Origin of the sequence: Thermosipho sp. 1244, assembly GCF_018588215.1 — a bacterium.
GTDB lineage: Bacteria > Thermotogota > Thermotogae > Thermotogales > Fervidobacteriaceae > Thermosipho > Thermosipho affectus.
On the sequence record NZ_LNGA01000034.1, the window covers coordinates 82,455 to 104,643 of the forward strand.

25 protein-coding genes are annotated in these 22,189 nt (G+C 28.6%); 2 read left to right on the forward strand and 23 right to left on the reverse strand.

Annotated features, from left to right (window positions below):
• The first annotated feature begins 11 nt into the window (after positions 1–11).
• Complete coding sequence (locus AS157_RS09225) at positions 12–380, forward strand: hypothetical protein (RefSeq protein WP_077288508.1); 369 nt, start codon at positions 12–14, stop codon at positions 378–380.
• Here the strand turns inward: AS157_RS09225 and AS157_RS09230 are convergent.
• Genes AS157_RS09230 through AS157_RS09285 form a run of 12 tightly spaced genes read right to left on the reverse strand, consistent with a single transcriptional unit; the run spans position 377 to position 11,232 of the window.
• Positions 377–916, reverse strand: coding sequence for a ComEA family DNA-binding protein (locus tag AS157_RS09230; protein ID WP_077288509.1), 540 nt, complete (start codon positions 914–916; stop codon positions 377–379). The genes AS157_RS09225 and AS157_RS09230 overlap by 4 nt on opposite strands.
• Complete coding sequence (amrB, locus tag AS157_RS09235) at positions 910–1,701, reverse strand: AmmeMemoRadiSam system protein B (protein WP_231450238.1); 792 nt, start codon at positions 1,699–1,701, stop codon at positions 910–912. The genes AS157_RS09230 and amrB overlap by 7 nt, the downstream gene beginning before the upstream one ends.
• Complete coding sequence (locus tag AS157_RS09240) at positions 1,698–5,615, reverse strand: type II secretion system protein GspD (protein ID WP_077288511.1); 3,918 nt, start codon at positions 5,613–5,615, stop codon at positions 1,698–1,700. The genes amrB and AS157_RS09240 overlap by 4 nt, the downstream gene beginning before the upstream one ends.
• A complete protein-coding gene (locus AS157_RS09245) occupies positions 5,615–6,058 on the reverse strand; it encodes a hypothetical protein (RefSeq protein WP_077288512.1) in 444 nt (147 codons plus the stop codon). Before AS157_RS09245 ends, AS157_RS09240 begins: the two co-directional genes overlap by 1 nt.
• Positions 6,051–6,473: a hypothetical protein gene (locus AS157_RS09250; protein ID WP_077288513.1), complete on the reverse strand. Its 423-nt coding sequence runs from the start codon at positions 6,471–6,473 to the stop codon at positions 6,051–6,053. The genes AS157_RS09245 and AS157_RS09250 overlap by 8 nt, the downstream gene beginning before the upstream one ends.
• A complete protein-coding gene (locus AS157_RS09255) occupies positions 6,470–7,027 on the reverse strand; it encodes a hypothetical protein (RefSeq protein WP_077288514.1) in 558 nt (185 codons plus the stop codon). The genes AS157_RS09250 and AS157_RS09255 overlap by 4 nt, the downstream gene beginning before the upstream one ends.
• Positions 7,005–7,949, reverse strand: a complete 945-nt coding sequence (locus AS157_RS09260; protein ID WP_143608939.1) for a hypothetical protein — start codon at positions 7,947–7,949, stop codon at positions 7,005–7,007. Before AS157_RS09260 ends, AS157_RS09255 begins: the two co-directional genes overlap by 23 nt.
• A 10-nt stretch (positions 7,950–7,959) precedes the next feature.
• Entirely contained in the window at positions 7,960–8,316 is a 357-nt protein-coding gene (locus AS157_RS09265) for a hypothetical protein (protein ID WP_077197684.1), read from the reverse strand.
• 1 nt (position 8,317) lies between these two features.
• Positions 8,318–9,511 carry a type II secretion system F family protein gene (locus AS157_RS09270; protein ID WP_143608941.1) on the reverse strand — a complete coding sequence of 398 codons (1,194 nt, stop codon included), beginning with the start codon at positions 9,509–9,511 and terminating at the stop codon, positions 8,318–8,320.
• Positions 9,508–10,236 (reverse strand): ATP-binding cassette domain-containing protein, encoded by a 729-nt coding sequence (locus tag AS157_RS09275; protein ID WP_231450243.1) that lies wholly within the window; start codon positions 10,234–10,236, stop codon positions 9,508–9,510. Before AS157_RS09275 ends, AS157_RS09270 begins: the two co-directional genes overlap by 4 nt.
• A complete protein-coding gene (locus tag AS157_RS09280) occupies positions 10,166–10,774 on the reverse strand; it encodes a class I SAM-dependent methyltransferase (RefSeq protein WP_077288516.1) in 609 nt (202 codons plus the stop codon). The genes AS157_RS09275 and AS157_RS09280 overlap by 71 nt, the downstream gene beginning before the upstream one ends.
• On the reverse strand, positions 10,774–11,232 hold the full coding sequence (locus AS157_RS09285) for a flavin reductase family protein (RefSeq protein ID WP_077288517.1): 459 nt from the start codon (positions 11,230–11,232) through the stop codon (positions 10,774–10,776). The genes AS157_RS09280 and AS157_RS09285 overlap by 1 nt, the downstream gene beginning before the upstream one ends.
• 137 nt (positions 11,233–11,369) lie before the next feature.
• Here AS157_RS09285 and AS157_RS09290 point away from each other — a divergent pair, with 137 nt between their 5' ends.
• The gene (locus AS157_RS09290) at positions 11,370–13,226 is read left to right on the forward strand and encodes a transketolase (protein ID WP_077288518.1); all 1,857 of its coding nucleotides are present in this window, start codon (positions 11,370–11,372) and stop codon (positions 13,224–13,226) included.
• A gap of 33 nt (positions 13,227–13,259) precedes the next feature.
• Here AS157_RS09290 and AS157_RS09295 read toward each other — a convergent pair whose 3' ends face one another.
• Genes AS157_RS09295 through AS157_RS09345 form a run of 11 tightly spaced genes read right to left on the reverse strand, consistent with a single transcriptional unit; the run spans position 13,260 to position 22,188 of the window.
• Positions 13,260–13,661, reverse strand: coding sequence for a hypothetical protein (locus AS157_RS09295; protein ID WP_077288519.1), 402 nt, complete (start codon positions 13,659–13,661; stop codon positions 13,260–13,262).
• Between the two features lie 12 nt (positions 13,662–13,673).
• Positions 13,674–13,952, reverse strand: coding sequence for a 30S ribosomal protein S20 (gene rpsT, locus AS157_RS09300; protein WP_075665083.1), 279 nt, complete (start codon positions 13,950–13,952; stop codon positions 13,674–13,676).
• Positions 13,953–13,967: 15 nt separating this feature from the next.
• Positions 13,968–15,155, reverse strand: a complete 1,188-nt coding sequence (gene metK, locus AS157_RS09305; RefSeq protein ID WP_077288520.1) for a methionine adenosyltransferase — start codon at positions 15,153–15,155, stop codon at positions 13,968–13,970.
• On the reverse strand, positions 15,152–15,466 hold the full coding sequence (locus AS157_RS09310) for a hypothetical protein (protein ID WP_077288521.1): 315 nt from the start codon (positions 15,464–15,466) through the stop codon (positions 15,152–15,154). Before AS157_RS09310 ends, metK begins: the two co-directional genes overlap by 4 nt.
• Positions 15,467–15,468: 2 nt before the next feature.
• Positions 15,469–16,434, reverse strand: coding sequence for a M23 family metallopeptidase (locus AS157_RS09315; RefSeq protein ID WP_077288533.1), 966 nt, complete (start codon positions 16,432–16,434; stop codon positions 15,469–15,471).
• A gap of 8 nt (positions 16,435–16,442) precedes the next feature.
• Positions 16,443–17,528, reverse strand: coding sequence for a GTPase HflX (hflX, locus tag AS157_RS09320; RefSeq protein ID WP_231450240.1), 1,086 nt, complete (start codon positions 17,526–17,528; stop codon positions 16,443–16,445).
• A complete protein-coding gene (hfq, locus tag AS157_RS09325) occupies positions 17,500–17,775 on the reverse strand; it encodes an RNA chaperone Hfq (RefSeq protein WP_075665086.1) in 276 nt (91 codons plus the stop codon). The genes hflX and hfq overlap by 29 nt, the downstream gene beginning before the upstream one ends.
• Positions 17,776–17,777: 2 nt before the next feature.
• On the reverse strand, positions 17,778–18,212 hold the full coding sequence (locus AS157_RS09330) for a GerMN domain-containing protein (protein WP_077288522.1): 435 nt from the start codon (positions 18,210–18,212) through the stop codon (positions 17,778–17,780).
• The gene (locus tag AS157_RS09335; protein ID WP_231450242.1) at positions 18,209–19,105 is read right to left on the reverse strand and encodes a DUF4941 domain-containing protein; all 897 of its coding nucleotides are present in this window, start codon (positions 19,103–19,105) and stop codon (positions 18,209–18,211) included. Before AS157_RS09335 ends, AS157_RS09330 begins: the two co-directional genes overlap by 4 nt.
• Positions 19,102–20,778 (reverse strand): nucleoside kinase, encoded by a 1,677-nt coding sequence (locus tag AS157_RS09340; RefSeq protein ID WP_077288524.1) that lies wholly within the window; start codon positions 20,776–20,778, stop codon positions 19,102–19,104. The genes AS157_RS09335 and AS157_RS09340 overlap by 4 nt, the downstream gene beginning before the upstream one ends.
• A 12-nt stretch (positions 20,779–20,790) precedes the next feature.
• Positions 20,791–22,188 (reverse strand): Rne/Rng family ribonuclease, encoded by a 1,398-nt coding sequence (locus AS157_RS09345; RefSeq protein ID WP_077288525.1) that lies wholly within the window; start codon positions 22,186–22,188, stop codon positions 20,791–20,793.
• Position 22,189 lies beyond the last annotated feature (1 nt).

A 22,189-nucleotide genomic window follows, 5' to 3' on the forward strand; every position in this document is an offset into this window, starting at 1 on the left:
GGAGGGATACTATGAAAAAAATTTTTATTATTTTAACTATTCTTTGTTTGATACTTAGCATGTCAATTCTTACCCTGTATGGAAAGGGTATAGTAAAATATACTTGGATATTACGCATTCCTGGAAGAATACCAGGTGGGCAAAGTATACCTTCATTTGAAAAACTATATACAAGATTTTTTACAAGTTTTATATTGAATTTAATTGCTGTTATATTCTTAATTTCTCTAATCTTTAAAGATATAAACTTTCGATTTTTTATATCAATTTATATACTATCTCTAATCTTGATTGGAGCTTCTTTAATAACTACTTATAATTTCTTTCAACTTCTATCTCTACTTTTAATCATTCCTATTATCTTCTTTTCTAAATATTAAAATGAAATCATTGATTTAATTTTCTCCAGTGTTTTTGGTCCTATACCTTTAACATTTAATAGTTCATCTTTCGAGCTAAATAATCCGTTTTTGTTTCTGTAATTTATTATTTCTCTTGCTTTTACCTTACCAATTCCAGGAAGTTTCATTAACTCATCTATTGAAGCAGTGTTAATATTTATCTTATCTTCAACTTTTTCTTTGGTTACATTTTTAACTTTAGACAATCTTAAAAAAGGTTTCATTTTTTTCAAAGTTGATGAACCTATTCCTGAAACATTTAGCAAATCATCAAGTGCATAAAACATTCCATTTTTTTCTCTATAATCGATTATATTCTTTGCTTTTGTTGGCCCTATTCCTGGTAAAGCCAAAAGCTGATCATATGTAGCAGTATTAATATCGATTATTTGTTCAGAGTAAACTCTTTTTTGTTTTTCATGAACTATTTCTTTCTTTTGAAAAACCGCAGTCGTTAACACTAAAAAAATTAAAAATAATATAACAAATTCCTTGAAATATTTTTCTTTTACCATAATACAAAACCTGCATACCCCACAGTAAAATTGTAATCTCCTGAAAATTCAGCACTTGTTGTATGATAAACTAACTTTACATTTTGAAAATACTCCACCGTAACCGAAATAGGACCTATTCCACACGCAGATACTTCTTGACCTAATTTGAAAAATTCAGTTGTATTACGTTTTAATATCTCATTAATTAATAGTTCATCTTTTTCCAACGTTTTTTTGTGCGAATCATAATGATTAAAATCAGATGATGCAATAATCAATGTCTTTTCTAAATTAAGACTCCTTAAGAATTCAACCATTTCAAGTGTAGAATTATAATTTTGATAATTATACACAATAGGTACTATCTTAAAATCATTATAATAATACTTCAAGAAAGGCAAAATAACTTCAATTGAATGCTCATATAAATGTACAGAATAATCAGAACTAACTCTTTCATATTCTAATAATTTTTTTGTAAAAACCTCATCAACTTGTAAATCACCAAACGGTGTTTCCCACTTTCCTCTTTCCCAAACGGAAAAAGTCTCTTTACCAAAACCTGAATGATTTGTTCCAAAAATTATAACCCTTTCTGGTTTTCCAAAAGTTAAAGCTTCTTTCAATGTTAATAAAACAGTTTTACCACTATATACATATCCAGCATGTGGTAGGATCATCCCAAAATTTTTTTTAGATTTTTCTAAAAATACTTTATCAACATAAGTGTCAAAGAAACTCTTTAACTTATATACATCTTTGGGATAAAACTTATCAGCAAAAGCCATTTTTCTTTTCATCATTCCACAACCTTTGCTGATATTAAAATTACTATGTTTCTTTTTACTTTGTCATCTTTTTCTGTTTTAAAAAACTTTCCTATAATAGGTAAATCCCCCAAAATTGGAATCTTACTTTCCACTTTTGAATTTTCTTCTCTTGTTAGTCCACCAATAATTAGTGTTTCATTCTCTTTCAAAGAAATTTTAGAATTAAATTCCCTGGTCCTTTCTAGCGGTAACGCAAGTCCGTATTGATTTTTTATATCCCAATCAAAACTACTTACTTTTATATTTAATTCGAGATCAATTGTATTATCCGCATTTACAAACGGTATTATTTCCAAAGTAACACCTGATTCTATATACCTAATTTCCTGAGAATTCTCACCAGCGTTTAAAACAATCGGAATTTTGTCACCAATTAAAATACTTGCTTTTTCACCGCTTTTGGCAACAATATTGGGACTAGCAAGTAGCTTTGCATCTTTATCAGTTAAATTCATTTTCCCATTCAGTCTTACAGTAAGTTCATTTGCCGAACCAATTGAAAGTAGTTTATCTATAATTTTCTCTAAAGGCATTTCTCCCAAAGAAAGTGTTATATCAAATCCATTTTTTGATAAAGTTCCAATATTGGAAGTAATTTCTCCAAAATTTATGTCTAGAGAATTTGTTAATTCCTCATCTACTACCCTAACTTCAATCAATGCTAGCTTAGAATTCAAATATTTTTCAATATAACCTTTTATCTCTCCGGAGATTTTAGCATCAATTCCCGTTGCAATTACCACACCTGCAGCAGAATCCACAAAAGAATTTCCTCCATAAAAACTTATAAGTTCCTGTATCTTTTCTACATTTCTTGGGACAGAAAATACAAAAGTATTTACAGTCTTTGTTGAATCTGTCGTTAGCGAATCAAATACATAAATTCCATCTTCTTGTTTCACCTCTATATTATAATGATTTAATATTTTTTCAAATTCTTTAAAATCTAGTTCATTAACGTAAAGATTAGCAGTAGAATTGATATCTTTAGAAATAACCGCAGAAAAACCATATCCTTTAACAACTTGCTTGATAATTTCTCTAAGTTGCACATTCTCAGCACTTATACTAAATCTTTTGTTTTTTCCAAAAGTTATAAAATCTTTCATCTCAGTTTCTTTCACTTGATCTTTAGGTTCAATATACACTATACTTCCTTCTTTTGTAATATCTACTTTTTTCGTTAAAATTTTTTCAAAATCTTCTAAAGTTGACCCGTCCAAAACTAAATTTAATTTTTCATCAACTGAATCTACGATTACAGCATAACCAAATTTAGGATAAACTTCCCTAACCATATCTGCAATTGAAACATCAGTTGCATTTATAGAAATCTTCCCATCTTTAACATTTAATATTTTAGAAGTTTTTTCAATATATACTATTTTCCCATTTTCGCGAACATCAATTCCATATTTTTTCAAATAGTCTTCAAAATTGTTCAAAGTTATACCTTCAACTTTCAACGTTACACTACCAACGATATCCGATTCAAATACAATATCTTTGCCATATGCTCTGAAAACTCTTTCAATCAAATCTTTCAAATTATAGTCTTTAACATCTATTTTTAATTTTTCATCTTCCACATTAACAATTTTTTCGTCAAAGTCCTTGAGCCTTTCTTGAAGTTTTTTCAAATCTTCTGGAGTACCTTTTGCCAAAATCTTCCCATTTAAATTCAGAATTTTTATCCTATCTTCAAAATTAAATTTAACGAATTCTTCAATATTTTGAACATTTGAATTAATTTCAATTATAGATTGTTTGGTATCAATACTATTTAATAAATCTTCAACTTCAAGAAGTTCTCTTTCTTCACCAACCAACAATATTTTTCCGTTCAAATCAAATACTCTTACTGATGATGTACTTTCAACAACAGATTTAATATCATCTGTATAAGGTAAATCAACAAATTTTATTACTTTACCTTTGTTATAGCTATCCAAGAATTTTTTTGCTTGTTTTATATTTTCGTCAGTTCCTCTAAGAATCAACAATTTACTTTCCGGATAATATTTAGCCTCAATATTATACAAATCTTTTATTATGGATTGTACTTCTTCAAAATTTTCAATCTTCACATTAACTTTTTCTGTTTTATATGAAACACTATTTTTTTCAAAAAACTCCTTAGCTTGTTTTGCTTTCTCACCCTTTATATATACCTTATTTTTCAATCTATAAACTGTTACACCAAATAACTCTTCCAATATCTTTTTAAAATTATCATCAATAACACCAATTTCGACAATTTCCTTTCCAAATTGTTTCCTTATTTTTTCTATCTCAGCAATTAATGAATCATCTATGTTATCGTATATTAAAGTCTTATCAGAATAATACACCGGAGTTGCATCTATAAGAGACAAAAATAACTCTTTTGGTGGATCAAAAGGTGTCAATTCAAGAACGTATCTTTTCTTATTTTGAGTCATCCTCATTAATTTTTCAATTATCTTCTCTTTACCTTCTATTAAGTAAGTACCGTCATCAAATTCTTTCAGAACTTTTACTTTACTCAATAAACTTCTATCAACCTTCAACCTTGCAGTTTTTGTACCTGCAATTTCAATGAATTGATTAAATCTTTTATATAATTCTTCAGTAACAAATAACGTAACAAAAATTTTACCATTTACCTCTGTTACCTTTGCATTATTTTCACCAATACCTAAATATGAAATTGCAGATTTAACAGTATCCAATTTAATACTTTCAATCACCATCCTATACGGATTCCCAATACTCCTATCATTGTTTATCTTTTCAACTAAATCTTTAAAAATTTTTGGAACTTTTATTACTTCACCAAACATTTTATATGGAATATTTATTGAATCAAGAACCGATGCAATTCTTTGAGGATACCTTACCTTAACATCAATATAATCATAAAAATCAACAATCCCATTATCTCTTAAAGTTGAAATTAAATAACCAATTGTGTTTGAAATTTCTGTATCTGCATAAATAGCTACTTGCTTTAATGGCTCCAAAACAACATATTTAAAATCATATATAGACGAAATATTTTTTAAAAATTCCTCAACTGTGTTTTTACTAACTGTGTATGAATAATAATACCAAGATTTGCTTGGTCTTACTGAAATTGCATCCGAAATTATCCTATGTTCTCTAATACCACCATATACAAATACTTTACTTTTATCCTTTAAGAAGCTCATAAAAGTACCTGATCCAAGTAACGATTTTATCTTTTCCGCACTAACTTCTCCATCGTAGATCTGCCAATACATTGCAAAATTCTTGTTAATTTCTTCTTCCAACCCTAAATATAAAGTACCATCTGGTCCATATGCATAACAAACTTTTGGGTTATTTAAAAATAACAATCTCAAAGCCTTTTCAATTGTAACATCTTTTACATCAAGATTAACCTCTATATTTCTAACTCCTTCATACAACGAAATATTTATCCCTAAAGCTTTTGAAAACTCCCTTATAACTACATCTAAAGGTGCATTTAAAAATGAAAAACTAAATTTTCTATCTTTCACACTACTTGGAAAATCAACAATAATTTTATTTCCAACAACATACCAATCAGAATTTACTGGCACAATCGTAAAGAAAAAGATGTCTGCAGAATTCTCAGATGGTGATAATTGTATTCCTTCTAAAGGACCTTTCGAAACAGGTAAAAAGGAACTTTGAACAAATTCCCCATTAATTGATAAATAATACACCGTTTTTGAATCATTCCAACCAAATCTAACTTTTGAAGGCAAAACTTCATTATCAAGTTCTAAAACCACCTGAAGTTTATTTTCAACAAAATAGTAATCAATATTCAATATTTTCGAAAACAAGAAACTAAATAATATCGTTATGAATAACAAAGACAAAAATTTTTTCCTCATTAGTCATTCCCCCCTATCTTCTTTGGAACAATTAATTTAATACTACCATCGTCAATATCAAGCACTACAAGATTTTTATTACTTACATTTAAAATATAATATTTATTTAAAAATATTGATTTTGGCTTAATTTTTAAGACTTTATCCGAATTTTTAATGTACGCATAAAACTCATTATCCTCTAAATAGTATCCTAAATAACTTATATTACCAACAATTGTATAATTTTTTAAATGCTCTCTATCTAAAGTAATTTTCAAATAAAATGGTTCAAAATAATTAATCTTCTCTATATTTTTAAAATTAACATAATCATTTTTTGCTCTAACTATATATTTTTTCGTATCAGATAAATTTGGTAATTTTTTGCTTGAAAAAATTAACATAAAGATAAAAAACACTATTAATAATCCCATTAAAATTAGTATGTATTTTTTATTCAATTATATCACCTACTTTCATTTGAAAACTGACCGTTATTTTTTTATCTTTATCAAAAATAATAGGAAAATTGGTTTTGACATCTACCTTTAAAATTTCAATTGGTACACTTTTTGAATTCACAATTTCATAAAAAATCTTTTCAAATTCTTTGACATCTAATTCCTTTGATATATAACCGTTTTCCAATAAGTTCAAAAATTCTCTATCATCATTTTTTATTATACTCTCTAGCTTCTTAAAATTAATATTAAACCTGTTGTAGAGCTTAATTTTTTCGTTTAAAATCTCTGTGTTATATTTAAAATTTTTTAAAAAATTCAATTTTATAACAAATACATTAAATAATAGTAAAAATGTCAAAAAAATTATTAAAATTCCAAAAAATAAGTTAGCATATTTTTGTTTTATATTCATAGTTCCCCCTCCAAATAAAATTCAAACATTTTAAAATCACTATATAGAGTTTTTGTATCTTTTAAAGATATTCCCACATTTTTGTAAACATCATTAAGTTTATTTACAACCTCACTAAAATCATCTTTTTGATTTGAAAATTCATAAAATAAGATCTTAAATTTTCCATCAGAAAAATTTATACTTTTTATAAAAAATTTCTCGTTTTTTTTCTTGAAAAAATCCAACAATTCTTGTAAAAAATATTTGGAATAATAAACCTTATTTAAGTAACTTTTATAATAAGTTATCTTGTTCACAATAATATTTAATTTTGAATCATATTTTAAAATTTCGTTTTCAACAATTTTAGGAATTTCAAGTGGTTCTAAAAAAGTAATGTTATTAAAAACAAGAGGGTAACTTTCTACAGTTTTAGAAATACTTTGATATACCCAAAATTGTGAAAGAAAAAACATCGAAAAAAATGGAATTAGAACTATTATTACAAAAATCAAAAATTTCTTTATTGAAATTCTTCTTTCCTTCGCCTTATATAAGTTTAATCTTTCCAACACTTATCCCCCCTCTTTTTAAGAGACCTAAAACCCCTAAAAATCTATAATGTTTAACTAATGGAATAAAATCTTGAAAAAAGAATCTATTTAATAAAAGAGTAGAATCATCATAATGTTCTTTTAAAAGCTCATTAATTATATTTGAATCAGTTACAATTTGAATAGTTTGTATATTTTCAAGTCCTATTTTTTCTTCCATCGAATTTATAGTAATAAAGACTTCACGTTCAATCAACGATAAAAAATCACTAAAGAAATTCATCAAAAAAGCTTTAACATCTTTGATTAATGTTTCATCGTCAATATATTCCAATTCGTATACAGAATAACCAAACTCATCCAATAAAACCTCGTCAAAATTTTTTAAACTTAAATCAGAGTATCTTACCTCAATTAAATCTGAATCATTAAAAACTAACATTCCTGAATACTTTTTGTTTATAAACAACTGCATACTATATCCAGTGAATCTACTCAAAAGAATAGATTCTTTGAAGAAATCTGGATATAGAATATCTGGTTCTGGGATTTTTTTAGCATAAAGGTTTTGAAAATAATTCTGAAGTTCTTCTTTTTTTACAACAAACACATTTGCAATATTATTAGATGTTATTAAATAATCGTAATATATTTGCTCTGGTTGTATACCCAAATTTTGTGTAATTTCTAATAGTAATAACTTGTCAATTTCCTTTTTATTTTTTACTGTGGGAAGAGGAATTTTCAAATTTAAAATATAATCCCATGGAATGTTAACAACTATTATATCATCCACAGTGGGTTGAAAATCTAAATCCCATTCTTTGAAAGAAGATAACCTAGTTTTACCAAAAAAATATTCAAGACTTCCATAAAAAATTTCATTATCATTTCTAAAATCAAATGAAATAATCCTTTTACCTAAAATTTCCCTTAACAAACTTTCCCTCCTATTCCCCTGAAATATCAAAAACAATAGGTTCAATTTTAAAATTTCCAAATGTACCTCCACTAACTCTATACAATGGAATAATTGTTAAATCAAGTTTATTAAAATAATCCCCTAAATCCACCTCTTTTGTTATAACTACATTTTCTTTCTCAAAAAACGTGTAATGAATATATACTTTATTTTTAGAATATCTTATATAATCAGCATTTGAAGACCAAAGACCACAATATACAATTGTTTTAAACAATTCTTCATTTAAGACAACTTTATCCATTAAATTGAATACAGATATAACACTAATGGAAAATATAATGACAGTTATAATCAGAACAGTTATAACTTCAATATAGGTCATATTATCCTCCAAAAGTTGATTGCATTTGAAAAATAGTCGAATACATTGTATACGCTAAAAAAGCAATGAATAATCCCACAAAGGCTATCATCAAAGGTTCTAACATAGACAAAAGTTTCTTAGTATCTTGTTGTATTTGATCATCAAAAAAATCTGCAACTTTTTCCATAACAACTTCAAGTTTACCTGTTTCTTCACCTGTACCTATCATTTCATAAATTATTTGTGGGAACACTTTTTCAGATTTTAGAGCCTGCTTTAATGAACTACCACTTTTTACCTTTTCTTCTACACTTTTTATTTTAGAAATAAATTTTCTGTTATTAGATGCTTTTGCCGCCATTTCTAACGAATCAATTATTGAAACACCGCTTCCAACTAATACCCCAAAGGTTCTGGAAAATCTTTCATACGTAATCTTTTCCCTAAGTTTTCTAATCGGTGGAAACAAATTTCCTAAAAACTCCTTAAATATTTTTCCATATTCTGTCTTGAAAAACACGTAAATGCCAATAAATATCAACACTGAAAAGAAACCAACCAAAAATCCGTTTTCAGTTAATAATTTATTCAACTTAACAAGCGTTGAAATTAAACCAGAAGTTGGAATGTTACCAAAAACCGAAAACAATTTTGGTAAAATAAATAAACTAATTACCAAAACCACTACTATAGCAAAACTCAGTATAAAAATTGGATAAACCATTGCCGTTTTTACTTGTTGTTGAGTCCTGTTTAAATTTTCATAATAATTAGATAATTTCTCTAAAGTTTCTTCAAGTACTCCTCCTTCTTCTCCTGCCTTTAACATATTAATAAACACTTCATCAAAAACCCCTTGTTTTTTAAACGCCTCTGTTAATGATGTCCCAACGTCTAATTCATTTACTACGTTAACAAGAACATTTCTAAATCTTTTAGAAAAAATTTCTTGGTTTGATAGTATATAAATTGCTTCTCTCAATCTTAGTCCTGCTTTTATCATAGTTTCTAATTGCCTTGTAAAAAAGACTATATCTTTTAGTGGAATCCCAAATATATTCTTTAATCCTTTTCTCTTTTTCGACTCCTTGATATCTACTATCATCAACCCATTTGATTTTAGCCTTCCCAATGCTTCCTGCAAACTAGAAGCTTCAATCTCTCCTTTAACCTTCTTCATATCTTTGTTATACGCAAGATATACAAATTTCAATGCTTAACCCCTCTCTTTCTTAATATCCCCTCATTTAACTCATATACTATTCCCTTAAAATCAACAAATTTCTCAAAATCATGTGTAACAATAATCAAAGTCTTTCTAGCATCAGCATTCCACTTTTTTAAATATTGAATTATTTTTTTTTCATTTTTCCTATCTAGTCCAACTGTCGGCTCATCTAAAATTAGAATATCTGGATTATGAGCAACGGCAGAGGCTATGGCTATTCTTCTTTGTTCTCCACCTGATAACTGGAATGGAGATCTATCCAAATACTCATTCAAATCAAAAAAATTTACAACTTCTTTAAATCGCATTTTTGGATTCTCCACCTCAAAATTTTTGATTGAAAAATATATCTCATCTCTAACTTTTTCAGAAAAAAATTGCCTTTCTGGAAATTGAAATGAAAAACCTATCTTCTTTCTATATTCATATGGATTTTCATAAGGATCCCTAAAATCATCTACCCAAATTTTACCACTAGTAGGCTTAATTAAAAAATCTAATAAATATAAAAGTGTGGTTTTACCACTTCCAGTATTCCCAAGAATAAAAACAGTTTCTCCATCATTAATTCTAAAATTTATACCTTTTAACACATGTTTCTCAAAGGGCGTATTTTGATTGTAAATATATTCGACTTTTTCAAAAATCATTCTCATATTTTTCTGAATAATAAACTCTAATACCTCCCTCTTTACATAATTCTTTAACATTACCAAAAATATTCCTCATATATTCTCTTATTCTTTTTCCACCTTTATTATGGTACGCGACTAATTGTAAAGTACCATTTAAATTTAAATGTTCTTTGGACTTTTCAATTAATTCCATCCAAACTTTCTTTCCTGCAACAATAGGCGGGTTCGATATTATATGATCGAATTTTTCACCCTGCCACACCTCAAACAAATAACCTTGCTTCACAACCGCATTCACATTGTTATTTTTAGCGTTAATTTTTGCAAATTCAACGGCTCGTTCATTTATATCACTCATATATAAATCAATATTTGGATTTTCCTTTTTTAGAGTAATACCTATAACTCCATAACCACAACCTAAATCTAAAACCTTTCCACTACCTATATTCACATTCTCAATCAAGATTTTTGTAGCCTTATCAATTTTACCAAAAGAATAAACTCCACTAGGAGATTTAAATTTATAGATATGTCCATTTTTTAATGTGAAAACTATTTCTCTGACTTTCAATTTACTTGTTGGCTTTTCTGTATAATAATGTTCAAACACTAAAATCCCTCCAATATTTTATGTTCACCATACAATAATGGTTCCACATCATTATATAATTTCTCATCAATTACCTTTCCTACAAAAATAGAGTGATCTCCTGCATCATAAATACGAACTATTTCACATTCAATATAACCCACGATTCCCTTTAAGATTGGAATACCATTTTTACTTAATTCATAATCAATTCCTTCAAATTTGTCATAATCTCTCCCACTTACACTTCCAAAATGAATTGCTAAATCTTTTTGAAATTTACTCAATATATTTACACCAAAAAAACTGGAACTTTTTAGCAAAAGATAACTAAACCTTTCTTTACCAATAGAAATTGCAATTAACTTTGGATTAATTGAAACTCTAGTTATCCACGCAACACTAATACCATTAATCTTGTCATTCAACCTCATTGTAACAACAACAGTTGAATTATAGATCTTTTTTACTACATCCATAATCTCACCTCTTTAAGTATTATATCATATGTAAATTTTTATAAAATTTTTTTACTCAAAATTTGTCTAATTAATAAACTTATGCTATATGATATAATTAATATGAAAAAGTTCAAAATTCAAGGAGGTGGCCTATTTTGGTTGAAAAATTAAAAAACATCTCAAAACAATGTAGAGCAGATATTTTAACCATGACAACCGTTGCAGGTTCTGGACATCCAGGTGGTTCGATGTCATCAATTGACCTTTTAGTAACTTTATATTCTTTTGCAAATATCTTCCCAAATGACCCTTGGAATGAAAATCGTGACAGGATATTAGTAAGTCACGGACATATTTCACCAGCAGTTTATAGTACTTTGTCGGCATATGGTTTTATAAGCAGAGATGATGTGTTATCAGGATTTAGACATCCTGGAAGTATATTTGAAGGTCACATTACACGCGGGATTCCTGGTGTTGAATGGACTACTGGAAATCTCGGCCAAGGTTTATCCGCTGGAGTTGGAATGGCACTTGCAGCAAAATTAAAAAAACAACAACATCACGTTTATGTATTAATGAGTGATGGCGAAAGTGCAAAAGGACAAGTTACTGAAGCAAGAAGAACCGCAAAAAAATATAATCTTGATAATTTAACAGTTATTATTGATTACAACGATATACAAATTAGTGGTAGAGCAAGAGATATTATGTACGTAAATATTAAAGAAGAATATGAAGCTGCTGGATGGAATGTTATAGAAATCGATGGTCATGATTTTGAGCAGATTTTATCTGCACTAAAAATAGCCAAAAATGATAAAAATCCAACTGTTATCATTGCACACACTATCATCGGTAAAGGTGTCAGCTTCATGGAAGATACTCCCAAATATCATGGAAAACCACTTTCACTCGATGAATATAAAAAAGCATTAAAAGAATTAGGAATATCTATTGATATCAACAAATACATTGAAATGAGAAAAGAAATAGATATTTCTGAACACAAAAAAATTTATTTAAAATACCCAATTTCAATAAACACTGGAAAACCAATAATATACAAAGAAAAAATCGATAACAGAACAGCCCTAGGTAATGCAATTGCCGATCTTGCCATTTTAAACAATAATGTAATTGCAATTGATTGTGATCTAAAATCATCCGTAAAACTTGATAAACTTGATCAAGTCAAACCGGAAAGTCTAATCGAAATTGGCGTTCAAGAACATAACGCTGCTGCAATTGCTGGGGCATTAAGTGCAGAAGGATTCGTAACATTCTTTGCCGATTTCGGAGTGTTTGGTATTGATGAAACCTTTAATCAACACAGATTAAACGCGATAAATAATACAAATTTAAAAGTTGTGGTAACTCACTGTGGCATTGATGTTGGAGAAGATGGAAAAACCCACCACGCACTAAATTACATTTCTGCTCCACTATCATGGTTTGGTTTTAAAGTAATCGTTCCTGCAGACCCAAATCAAACAGACAAGGTGATTAGGTATATCGCTACCCAATATGGTAACTATGTTGTGGCAATGGGAAGAAGCAAAATTGAACCTATTACAAAATCAGACGGCTCTATTTTCTATGATGAAAACTATGAATTTAAATACGGGAAAATCGATGTGATAAGAGATGGCGAAGAAATTGTTGTTATAACATATGGATCAGTATTACCACATGCTCTAAAAGCTGTAGATGAATTAGAAAAAGAAGGAATAAAAGTTGGACTTCTAAACGTTTCATGCCCATATGACCTTGATGAAGAAATACTTTCAAGATATACAAGAAACAAAGTTGTTGTTTTTGAAGATCATAATATATATAACGGTCTTGGTACTTTATTGGAGTCAAAATTATTTAATCTAAAGATTATCCCCGAAAAATTTGTAAAAGTTGGAATCGATAGATTCCCAGTTTCCGGTAATAGCAAATACCTATTTGATATTTATGGACTTGACAGCCAAAAAATTAAAGAAACAATTAAGAACCTAATTTAAAAATTCCCCATCCATGTTGGATGGGGAACTTTTTTATTCTTCTTCATCATAATTCAAAAAATCTTCCAAATCTTCATCTATTGGTATTCCATCGTCTTCTTCTTCTAAACTATCTATCGTTCTTTCTTCAAACTCCTCATCTGACATTCCAAATGGGTTCTTTGGATCTAGCTTACCGTTGAAAATCTCCACTTTACTTTTTCCATCAATTAAATAAGCCTTTGCATTAACTGTTCCGCTAACAGCACCTAATATTTTTTTTACTAATTCTTCATCAATATCATGATTTTCTGCACAAGTTAATATTAATTTACCATCTTTGTACCTTATTTCTGTCTGATTTTTCCGGGCAAGTTCTTCTATTTCTTTGTTTTTCATTATCGTATTTGCTTTTATATCACTTAAGAACATCTCTATAGTATAATGAAATGGCATAACACACCTCCATTATTCTTTACTAGCAAAATGCTTATTAATCTTTTTCATCAATCTTGATTTTCTTCTCGACGCTTCATTCTTATGTATTGCACCAATTTTTGCAGCTTTATCTATAAAACCTTGGGCAACTTTATATAATTTTTCTACTTCATCTCTATCTTTACCTTCATTTAATGCTTCCAAAACTTTTTTAATAGAGTTTTTCATTCTTGTTTTATATGCTTTGTTTATCAATCTATTTCTTTCTGAAACTTTAACTCTTCTCTTTGCAGACTTTATGTTAGGCATTATCTCTACCTCCTATTATAATATTTTTTTTAATTCATCAACCATATCTAATTTTTCCCAAGTAAATTCTTCAAGTTCTCTTCCAAAATGACCGTATGCAGCAGTTTTCTTGTAAATCGGTCTTAAAAGGTCTAGTTTTTTAATAATTGCACCTGGTCTAAAGTCAAATAATTCAAGAACTGCCTTTAAAATTTTATCTTCCTCAATCTTAGCCGTACCAAATGTGTTTATCATTACTGAAACGGGTTTTGCTTTTCCTATTGCATATGCAACTTGAACCATAAATTTGTCTGCCAAACCAGCCGCAACAACATTCTTTGCAACATACCTTGCGAAATAATGCGCAGATCTATCTACTTTTGTAGGATCCTTTCCACTAAATGCTCCTCCACCATGAGGAATAGAACCACCATATGTATCAACTATAATTTTTCTGCCAGTTAAACCGGTATCTGCAGATGGTCCTCCTAATACAAATCTTCCAGTTGGGTTTACAAGAATCTTCACTTTATCATCCATTAAATTTTCGGGAATAATTGGCTCAATAACATGCTTAATAAGAGCATCTTTGATTTCTTCAATAGTAACATCTGGTTCATGTTGCGTTGAAATTAAAATTGTATCAACTCTAACAGGTCTATCATTCTCATCATATTCAACAGTTACCTGTGTCTTACCATCAGGCCTTAAAAACGGAACTATACCATTTTTTCTGACTTCTGAAAGTCTAATTGCAAGTTTGTGAGCTAACATTATTGGTAAAGGCATTAATTCTTTCGTTTCATTAGTTGCATAACCAAACATCATACCTTGGTCACCAGCACCAACTAATTCAAGTTCATCAGCTGCATTTAGTTCTCCTTCTTTGACCTCAAGTGCTTTATCAACACCAAGAGCTATATCCGGTGATTGGCTATGAATAGACGAAAGTACAGCACAAGTCTCACCATCAAATCCATATTTAGCTCTTGTATAACCAATATCCAAAATAGTCTTTCTTACTATATCTTGAATATCCACGTATGCTCTGGTAGTTACCTCACCCGAAACAATAGCAATACCTGTTGTAACTAACGTTTCCACTGCAACTCTTGACTTTGGGTCTTGTTCTAACATCGCGTCCAAGATAGCATCACTGATTTGATCTGCTACCTTATCTGGATGACCTTCTGTAACACTTTCACTCGTAAAAAGTTTTCTCATCGCTCAACCTCCTTCTCATATTCTTCTTTGGAGATAAACTTTCCTCCAAATATATCAAAACTTACTGGTTTATATGAACCAGTAAATTGTGCTCTTACTTCAATCTTGTTAGGGCATTTTGAACCAACATATACCTTTTCTATTTTATACGCTATATTTTTATTATCATACTCTACCAAAAAATCGTATCCTTTTCTCAAATGACTTCTAAACATCTCTCCACATTTATCACATTTTATATATATAACCAATGAATCTTTATCTTTGTAAAACGGATTTTTTGATAAATTCTTCTTTCTTTTAAAAAACATGCCTATCTCTCCCGTTTCAGATTAAAACTAAATTCTTTCTTTCTATTCCAAAAATCAAAAACCTCAATTCTCACCTGAAAAAAGTCTAAATTTGTATTCAAAGTTGGAAAATTATTGATTTTTATAGGTGTCCCCAAAACTTCAGGGTATAACCTATAATACGTCTTATATATATAACCTGCTGCAATTGAATCTTTTGAGTACACTGAATATGGTTTATAAAATTCTTCCATAGGTATCTCATCAAGTAATATATCATACATTAATTTGTTTGCAAAGTAAAGCTTTATTTCTTTAAGACCAAGCATATTATTGTTAATTTTTAGAAAAGCATTCATTTCGATTTTTGGATAATCTCCTGTAAAAGTATAAACAGAACCTCTGTTATATTCTACTTTCTTACCATCTATAATCAATTCTTTCAAGATAATATCACCTTCAGGTGGAGCGATTTCAAAAAACTCCAAAGGATCCACTAAAATAGATTCATCATGGTTCCTTATCTCAATATGACAATGGGGTTTGACTGCTTCTCCTGTTTTTCCTGAATAAGCAATAACATCTCCTTTAGAAAAACTAATTTCATTATTGGAAAATTCTATAACCACTTTTTCATTTTGAAACTCCTTAACCACGTCATCTACAATTGGTTGTAATACATAATTAAAGCTCCTCAAATGGGCATACAGTGAGCGATAACCATTGGGATGTTGCAAAACAATAATGTTACCATAAATTGGATCGTTTAACTCTAACCGAACTACATAACCTTCATAAATTGCTCTAATGGGAATTCCTTCTTTAGAAAATGTACTAAAATCAATTCCTCCGTGAAAATGAGGAGAATTCCCAGTACTTCTAAACTCTGCAAATGAAGAAGTTAAGTAACTATCATCAACTGGTGGAATAAATCCCGAAAAAGATAGTACAGAAATAAAAACTATTAGTAAAAATAAAATTTTTCTCATATCTATTGTCAAACCTCCTTAAAATTTATTCTATCAATCTCATACAATAACAAATCCAAATTTATCTTTTTTCTAGCTGATATAAATATAGCTTTTTTATATTCAGCCTTTAATTTTTTCAAATAATCCAAATTACAAAGATCAATTTTATTAAATACAAGAATCATTTTCTTATCTTTTATTCCGAGCTCTTCTAATGTTTCAAAAATCACCTTTATTTTATCTTTAAAGTTAACATCTGATGCATCAACAAGAATTAAAATTAAATCCGAATAAACAATCTCCTCTAAAGTTGAATGGAATGCTTCAACAATTAATGGATGCAATTTCTTTATAAATCCCACGGTATCTGAAAATAACACATAAGCCCCAGATGGTAGCCTTACCCTTCTTGTGATAGGAGACACCGTTGAAAACATCTCATTTTTAGAGTAAAGTGATTCCTTTGATAAAGCAGAAAGCAAAGTAGTTTTTCCAGCATTCGTATACCCAACAATTGAAATCTTAATTAAGTTTGACTTTATTCTTTTTTTTCTTTGAACATCTCTATTTTTTCTTATTTCATACAATTCCTTCTCCAAAAAAGAAACTCTCTTCTTTAAGTACCTTTTTGTATACTCCAACTTTGTCTCACCAGGTCCCCTTGTTCCAATACCACCACCAAGTCTTGAAAGTTCCTTTCCTTTTCCAACTAAATACGACATAAGATATTTCAACCTGGCAATTTCAACTTGTAATTTTCCTTCCTTTGTTTTAGCGTGTTTTGCAAATATTTCCAATATTAGTTCCGTTCTATCATAAACCTTGTTTTCAATTGTCCTTTCGATGTTTCTTCTTTGAATAATAGTTAAATCATCATTTATAATTAAATAATCTATATTCCCACTTTCAAATAACAAATTAAATTTTTCCAAAAAACCCCTACCAAAATAAAACCTTGCATCTGGTTTTTTTCTCTTTTGAAACACCCTATCTATTACGTTCCAACTTAAAGTTTTACACAATGATTCTAATTCATAAAACGATTCGTCAATAAATTTACTATAAATACCAGCTATAATAACATTATTCTTCTCCATTACTTTCCTTTTCATTATTTTCACTTTCATCTTGCGACTGTTTACTTGTTAATCTAACAAACGCCTCAGGCATAATAGTACTTACAGCATGTTTGTAAATTAAATTTTGCTGACTACCATTTTCCAAAAGCATGGTAAAATTATCAAATGATCTTATAATACCTTTAGTTTGAAAACCGTTTACTAAATAAACTTTTACAGGAATTTTGCTAGTTCTTAAAATATTCAAAAACCTATCCTGTAAATTAAATTTCTCTGCCATACCTATTCCCCCTTTTTAACGTATAGTTCCTTTGGAAAAGAAAAATAAACATTAACACTCTTAATAAAAATATCCGTTTGTTCTCCATCAACCAAAATATAAATTCTATCTATACCATTTATGTTCTCAAATAATGAATATAAAATCTGTAAAACTAACATTACTTCTCTATCAATTGAATAGTTTTGTATACTCTTAGAGGACAAATCTATAATCAATGCCGTATCTACAAAATAATATGCATTCAAAATATCTTTTGGTACAAATGTTTTAATACCATCACTAAGTTTGTATGTAGAAAGTTTCTCAAAAATTTCCTGTACAGAATTAATTTTCCCAACCTCTAGGAAAATTATATCATCATTTTTCACAAAAGCAATCTCAGAAGAAAATAAAAACAATGAAAAAAACAAAAACAATAAAATCAATTTTTTCACATAATTTCCTCCTCAACGAACTTTTTTATATCATTCCACGTTTCTTTGGGTGCAAATATTATTATTCCAGGCAAATCCTTTGGTAATTGTACAAAAGGTAAATAGTATATCTTAAGTTTAAATCTTTTTGAAGTCACTTTTCCTATTTTTTCTGATATAGAAAATATTTTCCAATCTTTACCATCAAAATCTGGAGAATAGTTTGGAACAAAAATTATATTTAAATTAGAATTTTTAAACATCAACGCAAAACTCTTTGAATCATATGAATCTATCTTTTCTCCAAAAACTTTAACTATTAAATTGTCAATATTGTATTCTCTAAAAAACTGAATAATTACTCTTCCCGGGAGCTTGTTAATCTCCATTTCAAAGTTTGAATCTATCTTTTTTGAGAAAATTATAGCTCCTTTTTCAAATAATGCATCATCATAGTAAATTAACCCTTGTGAGTAAATTTCCAATAAATCTTCATTCTTCGAGATCTCTAACTTATATTCTCCATTATAATCAAACTGTATATAGCTTCCAAAATCAACAATTTTAGATATTATCATATCCGGTAAACGATAACTTTTTTCATCTTTTCTAAAAGGTATATCAAAAAACTTAAATATATCTTCAATTGAAACCTCTTCTACTGGTTTTTCATCTAAAACTAATACATTTCTTGAAAAAGAAACGAATTTTCCCTTCCATTCAATATATTTAAACGAAGAAATGGCCCCTGTAGATGGAGATTCCACCCTTAAAAAATTTGAATAATCGTTTAACAAGGCATAAGTAGAATCAAAATCAATTTCTTCTATTTTTATAGATCTTCCACCATAGCTTATATTAAACGCAAAGGAAATTATACCAACAAAAACAAGCAATATAGAAAGTATTCTCAATATTTAAAAACACTCCTTCCGATAAATTCTCTTATTAAAGATGTTCTAGGAATATCTTCAATATTTGTAATTGGGAGGAAATATTCCAAAATTTTCAATAACCTTGTTACTTCAGAATACTCTGGAACATTGTCTGGAACAACTATTAAAAGTTGCTCAGCAAAAATCTTTAATACTGAAATCTCGTATACAAGCGCACTGTTAAACATTATATCGGCATTTTCTTGGTAGGGAAAGATATTTCTATCTTCTCCTCTTCTCACGCTTGGCCACATCTTCAATGTTGCTAAAGCATCATGACTCCTGAATTTACTATCTCTAACTATTCTTCTTAAAAGTCTTGTATCTGTTGTATGCAATCTATTCGTATTATCCAAATTCAACTGTGTCAATGCACTAGCATAAATTTTATACTTTAACTCCTCGGGTATTTGTTCTGTTAATCTTGGGTTCAACCCATGTATACCTTCTACTATAATAGGTTGATCTTTTTCAATTTTCAATATTTTACCTTTTTTTCTTTTTCCCAAATTAAAATCAAATTTTGGTATTTCAACCTCTTTACCCTCAAACAAATCCAATAAATTTTTATTAAACAAATCAATATCAATTGCCTCAAGAGCTTCAAAATCTGGTTTTCCATTTTCATCAACTGGAGTTCTTTCCCTATCTACAAAATAATCATCCAAGGAAATAGTAACAGGTCTTAGTCCACTTGCCCTTAATTGCACCATCAATCTTTTTGAAAAAGTTGTTTTTCCGCTAGATGAAGGCCCAGCAATCAAAATAAGCCTTACATTCTTCTTTTTCTTTATTTCTTCTGCTATAAACGCAATTTTTTTTTCATGAAGTGCTTCTGACATTATTATCAAATCAGTAACGCTTCTCTCACCCTTTGCAATTAAGTTATTTAAATCCCCCACACTATCAATATTCATTATCTCTAACCATTTTTTATATTCAATGAAAACTTGGCTTAATTTAGGAAGGGGCTTAAATTCCAGTACGGGTTTTCCATTCTTAAAAGCAGGCAAGACTAACACAAAACCATTCTCATACTTTAACAAATCAAAATATTTTAAAACCCCTGTAGAATATGGCATATACCCATAAAAATAATCAAAACTATCTCCAAGTTTATAAACTTTCACAGTTTTTTTCTTACGATACCTCAACAAATTTATTTTATCGTGATATCCAAACTTCTCAAACAATTTTAACGCTTCACTTTTCATAAACTCAAATTTCAAAAATCTTTCATCTTTTCCAATTATTTCAAGCATTTTTTCTTTCACAGCTAAAATTTCATCATCAGCTAAAACTTTTACTCTGTTATTTTCATCCTTTAATTCACAATAAATAGACTTACCTACACTGTGAGAAACTTTTAAAAAGTATTGCGGATACATTTTTTTTAAAACAGATTTTAATATAAAAAGCAAACCTCTTTGATATATTCTAAATCCGTCAACAGAATTAACATCTAAAAATGAAACTTTCCCAGAATAATGTAAAGGCCTAAACAATTCAATAATTGTATTATCTATCTTCGCCGCTATTATAGGTGAATCATAATATTTTGAATAATTATCTACAAACTTTTTTAGAGTTTCACCTTTTTCAACTTCTACAACTCTACCATCATCCAAAAATTCCAACTTTATCTTTTCCATATTTCCCCTCCTTTAAATTTTCCACGTTATTTCGAATGATTTTGGATCATGGTAAGTAAAATGTATATGATACACTAAATCTTTTACCTTTTTCAACTTCGACTTCTCAATAAGATTCTTAAAATAAGGATGTAGCTTAATAATTACTTCTTTTGCTTCCTTTGGTGCCTCTTCTATTTTTTGATATAACTTTTTAATTGTCATCTTTGGAGAAACAATAAAACCAGCTCCACCACATACAGGACATGGTGAAATATAATTCTCAAAAAAAGATCTTACAGTTCTTTTCCTTGACATTTCCAAAAGCCCTAGTTTTGTAAAGCCAAATATTTCAATTTTACTTTTATCTTTTTTTATTTCTTCGTTTATCTGTTCTAATAACATGTTTTTCATATCATTTGAATTCATATCAATAAAATCAATCAAAACAATTCCACCAATATTTCTTAAACGTAATTGCCTAAAAATTTCCGAAACTGCCTCTTTGTTTGTTTGAAATGCAGTTTCTTGTTGACTTTTTCCTTTTACAAAATGCTTTGAATTGACATCTATTATAGTTAATGCCTCAGTTTTATCAATTATTATTTCTCCACCTGAAGGCAACGAAACCTTTCTGCTTAACAGTTCCTTAAAATATTTGTAAATATTCATATAATCAAAAGTATCACCATCTATTATTTCAATTTTTGGTCTTCTTCTGAAAATTTTTAAATATTTCTTTATTGTTTCTAAATGTTTTAAGTTGTTAGTAATAATCAATTTTACATCTTTTGTTAACTTTTCTCTTAAAACATAATCGAGCAAATTTTCTTCTTTATACAAAATTTGAGCTTTCCTTTTACGTTTAAATATCTCTAAAACTTCAAAAACTCTATTTGCCAGCAAATCCATTTCAGATTGAATATATGATTCATCCAATCCTTCTGCGGCAGTTCTAATTATAACACCTAAATTAGCATTTTCAGAAATATGTTTTGCAATATCATGCAATCTTGCCCTCTCATTTTCATCTTCGATTTTTTTTGATACCCCTATAACTTTAGAAAAAGGAAATAAAACCATATACCTTCCCGCAATACTAATATTTGCAGTTAACTGTGGTCCTTTATCTCCAACTGGATCTTTTTTTACTTGTACTAATAGTTTAGTTCCTTTATCTATTTTTTTCAATGAGAAGTAATTGTAATATTCTTCTGGGATATCTTTCAATCTTAAAAAACCATTTTTTTTATTTCCAATATTTACGAATATTGCGTCTAATGCATTTACTACCTTTTCTACACGTCCAAGATAAATGTTGCCAGTAAGCTTTTCTTCTTCATCAGACACAATTTCAACTAATCTATTATTTTCAATAACCGCATAATGTAAGTTATCTTCAACCGAATTTAAAACTAACACTTTTTCCATG